Genomic DNA, 11,435 nt, shown 5'->3' with positions numbered 1-11,435 from the left:
CGGGCTCACCCGGCCGCGCCGGCGCCGCTCTCCTTCAGCAGCGCCGAGATGCGCTGGCGGGTGACGCCGAACAGCGCGGCGATCCGGTTGATGCTCACCTGCTCGCGCTGCAGCGCCGCCGCCTCCTCGCACCGCCAGGTGTGGCCGGCCGTCGCCAGGGAGGTCAGCACGGTGGAGACCCTCTCGACGACCAGCGGGCGGGACTCCTCCGTCACCAGCTCCAGCCAGGGCCGGCCCGCGCGGCGCTCGACCAGCAGCCGGTCGGCCCGGGCGCGAGCGCGTTGCAGCTCTACGAGCGAGCCGTCGATGCAGGCGATCAGGCCTTCGAGCGCCTGCGTGGCGGGCTCGTCCGGTGCTGCGTCCGGACTGGGCATGCTGCTCCTCACGGACGCGGGCAACGGGACGGGCGAACTGTAGCGGGATATATATCGCACACAACCGGCATGGGGCGCAAGGGGGGTTGCGCCCCGCGCCCCGACAGTGGACAGTTGCGCACAACACAGTCGAGTTCCCCGTCCGAACTGCCGATGAGTCCGGCATCGGGCGGCCGCGCCGACACCCGCCCGCCGGCAGAACGGAACGCTCCATGTCCACGCTCAGCGCCAGCCTCGACCTCCCCCCGGTCGCCGCCAGTGTCCCGGCGGCCCGGCGGCTGGTGCGCGAGCTGCTGCGGTCGTGGGGCGCCCGCCAGGACCACGACGACGCGGCCCTCCTGGTGACCGAACTGGTGGCCAACGTCGTGGACCACGTGGGCGGCAGCGCGTGTCTCACCGTGGAGGCGACCTACTCCGAGGACTGGCTCCGGCTCGCCGTCGTCGACTGCTCCCCGGTCCGGCCGGCGGTCCAGCAGCTCTCCCCGGACCGACCCCGCGGGAGGGGGATGCTGATGGTGGAGGTCCTCGCCGACCGGTGGGGGTGCGAGGACTACCGCGACGGCAAGCGGGTGTGGTTCGAGCTGCGTCCGCCCCGGCTGTGATCCACCAGCTGGTTTGCCGCCCTCGCCGAGCGGGGACGGGCGGAGGGGAAGCCAGCCGAAGGAAGGGACTGCGCGATGAGCGAGCCGAACACCCACGCTGCAGGTGAGGGAGTCTCCGACGAGGAGATGATCGAGACCGTCGCCGGCCAGACCGACAGCGCGTCGGAGAACGCCGACGTGGCGGGCAAGGACTGGGACGGCGATCCGGGCGCGGCGCCCGCGCCCACCGACGAGGCCTGACCTCCCGACGTCCCGCACCGCCCCCGTCCCGCTCCCGGGACGGGGGCGGCGCCGCGTTCCGCCGCCGGGTCCGCGCTGGCAGACTTCGGTGATGACCGCCACAGCCGAGGTGCGGCCCGCACCCTCCGGGGCGGCGCTCGGGCCGCTCGCCCGCCCCGCGCGCACCGCGGTGCGCTGGGCCGTCCGGCACGCCCTGCCGGCGGTCTACCTGTCCCGCAGTGCGCGCCGCGGTGACCTGGTCGGCCGGCTGATGCGTGATCCGGCGCTGCGCGAGCACCCCTACGACCTCTACGAGCAGCTGCGCGCCCGCGGCCCGCTCCCGGGCAGCAGCCTGGGGCTGGTGACGACGTCGCACCCCGTCGCGCAGGAGGTCCTGCGCAGCGACCGGTTCGGCGTCGGCTGGGACCGTTCGGCCGCCCCCGGGGTGATCCGCTGGGCGCTGGAGTTCGGCGACGACCCCACGGCGGCCGGTGTCGCCGAACCGCCGTCCATGCTCGTGGTCGACCCACCCGACCACACCCGGTTCCGCCGGCTGGTGAGCCGGGCCTTCACCCCCCGGGCGACGGCGGCGTTCGAGCCGGTCATCCGGCGCACGGCCGAGCGCCTCCTGGACGACCTGGCGCGCCGCGACGGCACGGTCGACCTCGTCGGTGCCTACGCCGCCCAGCTGCCGGTGCTGGTGATCGCGGACCTGCTCGGCGTGCCTCTCGAGCGCCGGGAGGACTTCCTGCGGTGGGGCGCAGCGGCCGCCGCGACCCTGGACCCCGGCCTGCCGCTGCGCCGCTACCTCGCCGCCGAGAAGGCGCTGCGGGCCATGCACCGATTCCTGGCGGAGCACTTCGCGCGGCTGCGCCACGACCCGGCCGACGACCTGGTCAGCGGGCTGGTCACCCTGCCGGCGGAGGAGGCGCTCACCGACCGGGAGCTGCACGCCACGGTGCTGCTCCTGCTCGGCGCCGGCTTCGAGACCACGATGAACCTGCTGGGCAACGCCGTGGTGCTGCTCGACGCGCACCCCGGCGAGCGGGAGCTCCTCCGCAGCGGCGCCGCAGGCTGGGACGACGCCGTCGAGGAGGTGCTCCGGCTGGACAGCCCCGTGCAGCTGACCGGCCGGACGGCGCGCGCGGAGGTCGAGCTCGCCGGGCGGACGGTGGCCGCCGGCACCCGGGTGACGCTGCTGCTGGGGGCGGCCAACCGCGACCCCGAGGTGTTCCCCGACCCGGCGAGGTTCGACGTCACCCGGGCCAACGCGCGGGAGCACCTGGCCTTCTCAGGCGGCATCCACTACTGCCTGGGCGCGGGGCTGGCGCGGCTGGAGGGCGCCGTCGGGTTGCAGGCGCTCGACGAGCGCTTCCCGCGGCTGCGGGTGGCCGGCCGTCCGCGGCGCCGCGACCTGCGGACCCTCCGCGGTTTCGAGGTCCTCCCGGTGACCCTGCGCTAGGAGCCCGCTCCGCTCCCGGATGATCAGGTCACCTGATCAACAAGGGTCCTGGCTCACGGTGGACGGTGAGCCAGGACCCCTGCAGGTGAGCCAGGACCCTCGAGGTGAGCCAGGACCGCCCGTTCAGCTGCCGGGGACCAGCATCCCGGCGCCGACCGTCGCGTTGGTCGCCTCGTCCACCAGGATGAACCGGCCGGTCACCCGGTTGCGGCTGTACTCGTCCACGAACAGCGGCTGGGTGGTGCGCAGCCGCACCCGGCCGATGTCGTTGAGGCCGAGCTCGGTCGCGCCCTGCTCGCGGTGCAGCGTGTTGACGTCCAGCCGGTACTGCAGCTCCTTGACCACCGCGCGCACCGAGCGGGTCGTGTGCTTGACGGCCAGTCGCTGCCGGGGACGCAGCGGCTCGTCGGTCATCCAGCACACCAGCGCGTCCAGGTCCTGCGTCACGTGCGGGGCGTTCGCGGGCCGGCAGATCAGGTCGCCGCGGGAGACGTCCAGGTCGTCGGCCAGCCGGACGGTCACCGACATCGGGGCGAAGGCCTCCTCGACGGGGCCGCGCGGCCCGTCGATGCCGGCGATCGTCGTCGTCAGCCCGCTGGGCAGCACCTGGACCTCGTCGCCGGGGCGCAGCACCCCGCTGGCGACCGTCCCGGCGTAGCCCCGGTAGTCGTGGTGCGCGTCCGACTGCGGGCGGATCACGTACTGCACCGGGAACCGGACGTCGATGAGGTTCCGGTCGCTCGCCACGTGCACGTGCTCGAGGTGGTGCAGCAGCGAGGAACCCTGGTACCAGGGGGTGTGCTCGGAGCGGCGGACGACGTTGTCGCCGTGCAGCGCCGAGATCGGGACGACGGTGAGGTCGGGGACGTCGAGCTTCGCGGCGAACGCGGTGAACTCGTCGCGGATCGCCTCGTAGGTGTCCTCCGACCAGTCGACGAGATCCATCTTGTTGACCGCGACGACCAGGTGGGGCACTCGCAGCAGCGAGGCGAGGAAGGCATGGCGCCGGCTCTGCTCCAGCATGCCCTTGCGCGCATCGACCAGCACGATCGCCAGGTCGGCGGTCGAGGCGCCGGTGACCATGTTCCGCGTGTACTGCACGTGACCGGGGGTGTCGGCCAGGATGAAGGTGCGCCGCGGGGTGGCGAAGTACCGGTAGGCGACGTCGATGGTGATGCCCTGCTCGCGCTCGGCGCGCAGGCCGTCGGTGAGCAGGGCCAGGTCGACGTAGTCACCCTTGCTCGCGCGCTCGACCGCCTCGTACTGGTCCTCGAACACCGCCTTGCTGTCGTAGAGCAGGCGGCCGATGAGCGTGCTCTTGCCGTCGTCCACCGAGCCCGCGGTGGCGATGCGCAGGATGTCCTTGCGCGCGGTGGCGATCTCCGCCGCCGCCTCCGCCGCGGGTGAGTGGACGTCGATGGGGGCGTCGGGGTGGACGCCGGGCTGGTCGGCGGAGCCGGCGGTCATCGGGAGATCTCCTGGCAGAGGACGGCGGAGCGGCGGACGCTGGGGTCCGTCGTCCGGGGAGGCAGAGCGTGTTCGTGCTGGTCGCGGCGGTACCGGCGCTGCTCGTCGTGGTCGCCGGCTACGTCGTCGGCTTCGCGGTGGCGGGCTGGGTCTGCGACCTGCTCGGCGCGCGACCGGGCAGCACGCCGGAGGTGACCGGCTGGTCGACGGGCGTGGTGCTGCTCGCCGCCGTGGTGCGGGTGCTGCTCGTGCTCCGGCGTCGCCGCGGACGGGAGGGGCATCAGAAGTAGCCCTCCTTCTTGCGGTCCTCCATCGCGGCGTCGCTGACCTTGTCGTCGCCCCGGGTGGCGCCGCGCTCGGTCATGCGGGTCACCGCGATCTCGGCGATGACCTCCTCGACCGTGGTGGCGGTCGACGGCACGGCGGCGGTCAGGTTCGCGTCACCGACGGTGCGGTAGCGGACGCTCCGGCGCTGGACCTCCTCGCCCTCGCGCGGGGAGATGAACTGGTTGACCGCGTACAGCATGCCCTGGCGCTCCACGACGTCCCGCTCCTGCGCGAGGTACAGCGGGGGGATGGCGATCTCCTCGCGGAGGATGTACTGCCAGATGTCGAGCTCGGTCCAGTTCGACAGCGGGAACACCCGGATCGACTCGCCGAGGTGGATCCGGCCGTTGTAGAGGTCCCAGAGCTCGGGCCGCTGGTTCTTCGGGTCCCACTGGCCGAACTCGTCGCGGAAGGAGAACACCCGCTCCTTGGCGCGGGCCTTGTCCTCGTCGCGCCGGGCGCCGCCGAACAGCGCGGTGAACCCGTGCTCCTCGACCGCGTCGAGCAGCACCGGCGTCTGGATGCGGTTGCGGGAGCCGTTGGGCTCCTCCTTCACCGTGCCCGCCGCGATCGCCTCGGGCACCGAGGCGACCACGAGCTGGACACCCAGCTCCGCCACCCTCCGGTCGCGGAACTCCAGGACCTCCGGGAAGTTCAGCCCGGTGTCCACGTGCATGACCGGGAACGGGATGCGCGCCGGCGCGAACGCCTTGCGGGCCAGCTCCAGCATCACGATGGAGTCCTTGCCGCCGGAGAACAGCAGCACCGGCCGCTCCAGTTCGGCGACCACCTCACGGATGACGTGGATGGACTCGGCCTCCAGCGTCTCCAGCTGGCTGAGCCGGTAGTCGGGCGTCGTCACGCTCTCGTGCTCCACGGGGCTAGGGGTCGGGCGACCCGACCGGCGCAACCCGGTCGGATCGGTGGGGATTGGTGCCCAGTGTCCGCTATCGGGCGGCGGCGACCGCAGCCAGGACCTCGTCGGCCAGCTCCGGACGCGCGACGACCAGGTCGGGCAGGTAGGCGTCGGGGGCGTTGTAGACCAGCGGCGACCCGTCCAGCCGGCAGGTCACCAGGCCGGCGGCGCGAGCGACGCCGACCGGCGCGGCGGAGTCCCACTGGTACATGCCGCCGCCGTGCACGTAGGCGTCGACCTCGCCGCGCACCACCGCGAGGGTCTTGTAGCCGGCCGAGCCCATCGGCACCAGCTCGCCGCCCAGAGCGGCGGCCACGGCCTGCGCCTCGGCCGGAGGGCGGGTGCGGCTGACGGCGATGCGGACCGGCCCCGCCGGCCGGGGTGGCAGCACCGGTGCGGGGTCGGTGACGTGCACCTCGCCGAGCGCCGGCAGCGCCACGGCCGCCGCCACCAGGTCACCGCCGGCCCACAGCGCGACGTGCACCGCCCAGTCGCTCCGGGCGGGATCGGAGTACTCGCGGGTGCCGTCGAGCGGATCGACGATCCAGACGCGGTCGGCGGTCAGCCGGCGGGGGTCGTCCACGGCCTCCTCGCTGAACACGGCGTCGCCGGGGCGCGCGTCGGTGAGCACGGCGAGGATCGCCCGCTGCGCGGCGGCGTCCCCGGCGTCTCCCAGCGCCCGCCCGCCGGGCCCGCCGGTCCGCAGCGGCAGGAGCGCGGTGGCCGCGGCGCGGGCGGCCGCCACCGCGACCGCGACGTCGCCGCCCGGGGTCAGCTCCACTGGACCGAGGTGGCGTCGCCGGGCCGGCGGGGCGGGGTGTGCCGGCCCGCGACGTCGGTGATGGCGCCGAAGTAGGCCCGGGCCTTCTCCGGGCGCGGCATGACGAAGATCCCGCGCGCCTCGACGAGCGGCTGCCCGGGCTCGGCGGCCAGCGCGATCGTGCCGGCGATGACCGACTTGCGGCCCTCGGTGCTCTCGACCCACGCGCGCAGCACCAGCGGGGTCTCCAGCGGCAGCGGGCCGCGGTAGTCCAGCTCCAGGTGCGCGGTCATGCCCCACAGGCCCGCCGCGCCGGCCGCGCTGCCGAGCAGCTGGTCCATGAACAGGGCGCTCATGCCGCCGTGCACGTAGCTGGGCGGGCCCTCGTAGGCGACACCCAGGGTGACCTCGGCGACCACACCGCCCTCCTCCCGGCGCACCACGAGCGGCGGCGCGAGGGCGTTCCCGGCGCCGACGACCGGATTGAAGACCCGTCGGCCCACGGACGGGTCGTCGAGCGCCGGCAGCACCGAGGCCGGGCGCCGGGAGGCGGCGATGCGGGCGGTCGCCTGCCGCACCAGGTCGGTCGCGGCCGCGATCTCGGTCGCCGGCTCCGTCGTGGTGACCGACATCTCGATCAGCTCGCGGATCGCCGCCCCCAGGTCGGTGGACGCCGCCATCAGCGCCGGGTCGTAGGAGGCCGCGGTGTCCGGGTGGCCGTCGTTCGTCGTCACCACCAGATGGTCGCAAGCCGGGTCACGACGAACTCGTCGCACCCCCGTCCGGGCCACCGCGGGGCAGTCGCACGGTGACGGCCAGGCCCGCCCCGGGCGCGGTCTCCAGCGAGGCGGATCCGCCGTGGGCAGCCGCGAGCGAGGCGACGATCGACAGCCCGAGGCCGGTGCCGCCGGCCGCCCGCGTGCGGGAGGCGTCGGCCCGGTAGAAGCGCTCGAACGCGCGCTCGGCGTCGGCCGGCTCCATGCCCGGGCCCTCGTCGGCGACCCGGAGCAGGAGGACGTCGTCGTCGGCGGGGTCCTGTGCCACGGAGACCTGCACGCGGGTTCCCGCCGGGGTGTGCGTGAGCGCGTTCGTGACGAGGTTGCCGACCACCTGCCGCAGGCGGCTCTCGTCGCCGAGCACGACCGGCACGTCGGTGAGCGACTCGTCCAGGTGCAGGCTGATCGGCCGGTCCGGCTGGACGGCGCGGGCGTCGTGCACCGCGTCGCCGGCGATCGCGGCCAGGTCGACCGGGGCCAGGGACAGCGGTCGCTGCTGGTCCATCCGGGCCAGCAGCAGCAGGTCCTCGACGAGCAGTCCCATCCGGCTGCCCTCGGCCTCGATCCGCTGCATCAGCCGGGCGACGTCCGCCTCCTCCCGGACGGCCCCCTGCCGGTACAGCTCGGCGAAGCCGCGGATGGAGGTCAGCGGGGTGCGCAGCTCGTGGCTGGCGTCGGCGACGAACCGGCGCAGCCGCTGCTCGGAGCCGCGTGCCTGCTCCTCCGACGCCTGCTGGGCGCGGAAGGCGGTCTCGATCCGGGCGAGCATGCCGTTGAGCGCCGTGGAGAGACGGCCCACCTCCGTACGGTCGTCGCCGACCGGGACCCGCCGCGAGAGATCGCCCGCGGCGATGGCCCGGGCGGTCTCCTCGACCTCGGCCAGCGGCCGGAGGCTGTTGCGCACCAGGACGTAGCCGGCGGCGCCCAGCAGCGCCAGCACCGCCAGACCCACGACCAGCTCGATGCGGATCAGCCGGGAGATCGCCCCTCCGTCGCGCCCCTGGTCCTCGCCGACCACCAGGGTGTAGCCCCCCGGCAGCTCGCCCGAGGCCATGCGCCACGCGTTCCGGCCGGAGCCGACCGTGATCGCGGGACCGCCCTCGCGGAGGGCCTCGACGTCCGCCTCGTCCAGCTCCGGCAGCTCGTGGACGCCGGGGCCGTACGGCTCCCCGATGACCACGGGCTCGTCGCTGTCCGCCGGGAGGCAGGCGACGTAGAGGGGGCTGGGTTCCGAGATCTCCCGGAGGCAGGTGCTGACCAGCCGCGGGCCCTGGTTGCTGGCGACGATGGCCTGCAGCTCGTCGTCCTGCTGCTCCTGCAGGTAGTCCGCGAGCAGGGACGTCGCGGCGGCCCCGGTGGCCAGGAGCGCGACCGAGACGAGGGCGACCAGGAGCGCGACCAGGGTCACGCGCAGGGGGATCTGCTGCCCCCCGGCGCGCACGGGGCCCTGCCCGTCCATCGCGGTCAGGAGCCGCGCGGCAGCCGCAGGGTGTAGCCGACCCCGCGGATCGTCTGCAGCAGGCGCGGCTCGGTCGTGTCGATCTTGCGGCGTAGGTAGGAGATGTAGGACTCCACGACGTTCGCCTCGCCGTTGAAGTCGTAGTTCCACACGTGGTCGAGGATCTGCGCCTTCGACAGCACCCGCCCGGCGTTGGCCATCAGGTAGCGCAGCAGCTTGAATTCGGTGGGGGAGAGGCTGATGACCTCGCCGGCCTTGATGACCTCGTGGGTCTCCTCGTCCAGCTCGATGTCGGCGAACGTCATCCGGGGGGCATCGGCCTCCCGCTGCGTTCCCGCCGTGCGCCGCAGGACGGCCCGGATGCGGGCCACGACCTCGTCCAGGCTGAACGGCTTGGTCACGTAGTCGTCGCCGCCGAGGGTCAGCCCGGAGATCTTGTCCTCCGCGGCATCCCGGGCGGTGAGGAAGAGCACCGGGGTGTGGCGGCCGGTCTCCCGGAGGCGCCGCACGACACCGAAGCCGTCGAGGCCCGGCATCATGACGTCCAGCACCAGGAGGTCGGGCCGGAACGAGGCGGCCAGCGCGAGGGCCTGCTGACCGTCGGCGGCGGTGGCCACCTCGAAGCCCGCGTAGCGGAGGCTGGCCGACAGCAGCTCGCGGATGTTCGGCTCGTCGTCGACCACGAGCAGGCGGGCCTCCGGCGCCGTGCGCCCGGTGGGCTGGGTGCCGGACATCGCTCCTCCGGTGGCGTGCGCCGATGCCGTCGTCATGCCCCCAGGGTGGGGACGCCGGCTGCGGTGGATCTGGACGCTACCTGTGAACCTCCTGGGAACCGACCCGGGCCACGCGGCGGACGGGTCAGCCGGCCGGCGCCATCGCCCGGCCGCGCCGCCAGTAACCGATGGCATGGTGCTGGGCCCGGCCGAGCCCCCAGCGACCGCGCAGGTCGGCCCGGATGGCCCGCACGGCGGCCGACTCGGCGCCCACCCAGGCGAAGACGTCGTCACCCGGGGGCCGCTCCAGGGCCGCCACGGCGTCGACGAGCAGCGTGCTCTCCCCGGGAGGCGTCGCGCCCCGGTGCAGCCAGCGCAGGTCGACGCCCGGTGGGGCGGCCAGCTGCTGCTCCTCCTCCGGTCCGGCCACCTCGAGATAGGCCACACCGGTCGTCTCCGGCGGTGCGGCGGCGAGGATGCGGCTCACGGCGGGCAGCGCCGTCTCGTCCGCGGCGAGGAGCAGCCACCGGGCCGGGCGTTCGGCGAGCGAGGCGGCGCCGGCGACGCCGAGCAGGGCGCCGGGACGGGCCGCCGCGGCCCAGGACGCGGCCGGGCCGTCGCCGTGGAGCACGAAGTCGATGTCCAGCTCGCCCGCGGCCGGGTCCTGCCGGCGGGCGGTGTAGCTGCGCAGTGCGACGCCGTGGCTGCCGTCGGGCCACACGACCCGGCCGTCGCGCTGGATCAGCGGCCAGCGGGGAGCCGGGTCGTCCACCCGGGGCACCAGCAGGTTCACCGTCGGCCCGGCCGCCGCCACCGCCTCCGCCGTCCCGGTGAGGGTCACCCGGCGGACCGAGGGCGTCACGTCGGTGACCGCGACGACGGTGAGGACGTCGACCGGGCGCAGGCCGTCCACGAGGGCGGCGTCGTTCGCGGTGGTCACGTCCGACGAGCCTAGGCGGGCGGCCGGCCCGGTCTGCGCATGTGTGTCCGGGCCTTGCTGCGGGCAGGGGCAGGGGCAGCACCGTCCGACGAACGGAGACCACGATGGCCGACGAGTTCGACAAGGGTGACCACGTCACCTGGAAGAGCCACGGCTCGACGACGGAGGGCGCGGTCGAGCGGAAGATCACCTCCGACACCGAGGCCTCCGGCCGCACCGTGCGCGCCAGCGAGGACGACCCGCAGTACGAGGTGCGCAGCGAGAAGTCCGGGCGCACCGCGGTGCACAAGCCGGGTGCCCTCGACGAGGCCTGACCCCCTTCGCGGACGGATCCACGGCCCGGCGGTGCCGGGCCCCAACACCAGGAGGCACACGTGACCGAGTCCGCAGGCGAGTTCGCCGGCTCGCGCAGCACCAAGCACAACCCGCGCCTCGACGAGGAGCTCGAGCACGAGACGCAGGGGATGATGAAGGCCGAGCGGGCCACCCGGTCGCACGAGTGGCGCGAGGTCGAGCCGGTCGCCGAAGGTGACCCCGACGTCGACGCCGATCCGGCCGGCACCCTCGTCGGTGGCACCCCCGTGGGCATGACCGAGGACGCGGTCGTGGCGCGCGCCGAGCTCGCGCGGTGGCTGGACCGGGCCGACTTCCCGAGCACCGGCCCCGACCTGGTCGAGGCGGCCCGCGACCACCGGGCCCCCGACGTCGTCGTCAGCGAGCTGGAGCGACTGCCCGAGGGGGAGACCTACGAGCGGATCGGCGACGTGGTCCGCGCGCTGGGCTACCCCACCGAGACCGGCTCCGGTCCGGGCGCCTAGCCCGGACGCCCCTCCGGTCGCCTCGACCGCCCGGGGTGGGAGGGCGTCGGCTCAGGAGCCGGCGCCCTCCGCCTCTCTCTCCCGCGCCTCGCCGTCGGCGATCTCCTCGGCACCGCGCCGGCGGAACAGCTTCGAGCCGGGGAAGCCCTTCACGATCTGCCGCATGTCCTGGACCGTGTCGACGAGGTCCCGGACGTCGGTCCCCACGTTCTCCAGCCCCTCCAGCGCGGGGAGGACCTGCTCGTCGAGGTGCCCGAGCACCTGCGGCAGCCGGTCGATGAGCGTGATGAGCGCGTCCACCTCCGTCGCGTCGAACTCGGCCGCCAGTCGCCGGATGGACGGCGCCAGGGCGGTGAGCGCGGGCTCGTAGTCGGTCAGCAGCGGCTCGACGCGACCGACCAGCCCCTCCGCGCGCCCGACGATGCCGTCGGCCCGTTCCGTGGTGCCGGCGACCCGGTCGATGGCGTCGTCGGCCTTGGCGCGGGTGTGGCCCATGGCCTCGATGGCGTCGTCGGCTTTGGCGCGGGTGTGGCCCATGGCCTCGATGGCGTCGTCGGCTTTGGCGCGGGTGTGGCCCATGGCCTCGATGGCGTCGTCGGCTT

At 74.5% G+C, this 11,435-nt stretch carries 14 protein-coding genes and 1 pseudogene; 6 read left to right on the top strand and 9 right to left on the bottom strand.

Annotated elements, in window-relative coordinates; all coding sequences use genetic code 11:
- Nucleotides 1-5: 5 nt before the first annotated feature.
- Nucleotides 6-374 carry a hypothetical protein gene (locus ACI8AP_RS14055; protein WP_456589973.1) on the bottom strand — a complete coding sequence of 123 codons (369 nt, stop codon included), beginning with the start codon at nt 372-374 and terminating at the stop codon, nt 6-8.
- 212 nt (nt 375-586) lie between these two features.
- Between ACI8AP_RS14055 and ACI8AP_RS14050 the strand changes: the two genes are divergently transcribed.
- The 3 genes from ACI8AP_RS14050 to ACI8AP_RS14040 all read left to right on the top strand — a co-directional run bounded on the left by ACI8AP_RS14050 (nt 587) and on the right by ACI8AP_RS14040 (nt 2,657).
- Complete coding sequence (locus ACI8AP_RS14050) at nt 587-976, top strand: ATP-binding protein (protein ID WP_456589972.1); 390 nt, start codon at nt 587-589, stop codon at nt 974-976.
- Nucleotides 977-1,051: 75 nt separating this feature from the next.
- Entirely contained in the window at nt 1,052-1,216 is a 165-nt protein-coding gene (locus ACI8AP_RS14045) for a hypothetical protein (protein ID WP_456589971.1), read from the top strand.
- A 91-nt stretch (nt 1,217-1,307) separates the two neighbouring features.
- Entirely contained in the window at nt 1,308-2,657 is a 1,350-nt protein-coding gene (locus ACI8AP_RS14040) for a cytochrome P450 (protein WP_456589970.1), read from the top strand.
- Nucleotides 2,658-2,780: 123 nt separating this feature from the next.
- Here ACI8AP_RS14040 and ACI8AP_RS14035 read toward each other — a convergent pair whose 3' ends face one another.
- Nucleotides 2,781-4,124: a sulfate adenylyltransferase subunit 1 gene (locus tag ACI8AP_RS14035; protein ID WP_456589969.1), complete on the bottom strand. Its 1,344-nt coding sequence runs from the start codon at nt 4,122-4,124 to the stop codon at nt 2,781-2,783.
- A 68-nt stretch (nt 4,125-4,192) separates the two neighbouring features.
- Here ACI8AP_RS14035 and ACI8AP_RS14030 point away from each other — a divergent pair, with 68 nt between their 5' ends.
- Complete coding sequence (locus ACI8AP_RS14030) at nt 4,193-4,414, top strand: hypothetical protein (RefSeq protein WP_456589968.1); 222 nt, start codon at nt 4,193-4,195, stop codon at nt 4,412-4,414.
- On the opposite strand, the gene cysD is transcribed toward ACI8AP_RS14030, so the two are convergent.
- The 6 genes from cysD to ACI8AP_RS14000 form a co-directional block, all read right to left on the bottom strand.
- On the bottom strand, nt 4,405-5,313 hold the full coding sequence (gene cysD, locus ACI8AP_RS14025) for a sulfate adenylyltransferase subunit CysD (protein ID WP_456589967.1): 909 nt from the start codon (nt 5,311-5,313) through the stop codon (nt 4,405-4,407). The genes ACI8AP_RS14030 and cysD overlap by 10 nt on opposite strands.
- Nucleotides 5,314-5,398: 85 nt before the next feature.
- On the bottom strand, nt 5,399-6,148 hold the full coding sequence (locus tag ACI8AP_RS14020; RefSeq protein WP_456589966.1) for an inositol monophosphatase family protein: 750 nt from the start codon (nt 6,146-6,148) through the stop codon (nt 5,399-5,401).
- On the bottom strand, nt 6,139-6,861 hold the full coding sequence (locus tag ACI8AP_RS14015) for a PaaI family thioesterase (protein ID WP_456589965.1): 723 nt from the start codon (nt 6,859-6,861) through the stop codon (nt 6,139-6,141). Before ACI8AP_RS14015 ends, ACI8AP_RS14020 begins: the two co-directional genes overlap by 10 nt.
- 22 nt (nt 6,862-6,883) lie before the next feature.
- On the bottom strand, nt 6,884-8,362 hold the full coding sequence (locus ACI8AP_RS14010) for a sensor histidine kinase (RefSeq protein ID WP_456589964.1): 1,479 nt from the start codon (nt 8,360-8,362) through the stop codon (nt 6,884-6,886).
- A 5-nt stretch (nt 8,363-8,367) separates the two neighbouring features.
- On the bottom strand, nt 8,368-9,132 hold the full coding sequence (locus ACI8AP_RS14005; protein ID WP_456589963.1) for a response regulator transcription factor: 765 nt from the start codon (nt 9,130-9,132) through the stop codon (nt 8,368-8,370).
- An 88-nt stretch (nt 9,133-9,220) separates the two neighbouring features.
- Nucleotides 9,221-10,015: a siderophore-interacting protein gene (locus ACI8AP_RS14000; protein WP_456589962.1), complete on the bottom strand. Its 795-nt coding sequence runs from the start codon at nt 10,013-10,015 to the stop codon at nt 9,221-9,223.
- A gap of 104 nt (nt 10,016-10,119) precedes the next feature.
- On the opposite strand from ACI8AP_RS14000, the gene ACI8AP_RS13995 reads away from it, so the two are divergent.
- Nucleotides 10,120-10,329, top strand: coding sequence for a DUF2945 domain-containing protein (locus ACI8AP_RS13995; RefSeq protein WP_456589961.1), 210 nt, complete (start codon nt 10,120-10,122; stop codon nt 10,327-10,329).
- A gap of 60 nt (nt 10,330-10,389) precedes the next feature.
- Nucleotides 10,390-10,833 (top strand): DUF2795 domain-containing protein, encoded by a 444-nt coding sequence (locus ACI8AP_RS13990; RefSeq protein WP_456589960.1) that lies wholly within the window; start codon nt 10,390-10,392, stop codon nt 10,831-10,833.
- Nucleotides 10,834-10,884: 51 nt separating this feature from the next.
- Here the strand turns inward: ACI8AP_RS13990 and ACI8AP_RS13985 are convergent.
- A pseudogene (locus ACI8AP_RS13985) lies at nt 10,885-11,435 on the bottom strand (hypothetical protein); the annotation flags it as partial.

This window comes from Blastococcus sp. SYSU DS1021 (assembly GCF_054050995.1).
Note: the sequence above shows the minus strand (reverse complement) of the source record. Positions and strands in the feature narration are given on the sequence as shown.

Coding starts and splice junctions, on each gene's coding strand:
- ACI8AP_RS14055 (WP_456589973.1), bottom strand. CDS start 374: ATGCCCAGTCCGGACGCAGCACCGGACGAGCCCGCCACGCAGGCGCTC.
- ACI8AP_RS14050 (WP_456589972.1), top strand. CDS start 587: ATGTCCACGCTCAGCGCCAGCCTCGACCTCCCCCCGGTCGCCGCCAGT.
- ACI8AP_RS14045 (WP_456589971.1), top strand. CDS start 1,052: ATGAGCGAGCCGAACACCCACGCTGCAGGTGAGGGAGTCTCCGACGAG.
- ACI8AP_RS14040 (WP_456589970.1), top strand. CDS start 1,308: ATGACCGCCACAGCCGAGGTGCGGCCCGCACCCTCCGGGGCGGCGCTC.
- ACI8AP_RS14035 (WP_456589969.1), bottom strand. CDS start 4,124: ATGACCGCCGGCTCCGCCGACCAGCCCGGCGTCCACCCCGACGCCCCC.
- ACI8AP_RS14010 (WP_456589964.1), bottom strand. CDS start 8,362: ATGGACGGGCAGGGCCCCGTGCGCGCCGGGGGGCAGCAGATCCCCCTG.
- ACI8AP_RS14005 (WP_456589963.1), bottom strand. CDS start 9,132: ATGACGACGGCATCGGCGCACGCCACCGGAGGAGCGATGTCCGGCACC.
- ACI8AP_RS13995 (WP_456589961.1), top strand. CDS start 10,120: ATGGCCGACGAGTTCGACAAGGGTGACCACGTCACCTGGAAGAGCCAC.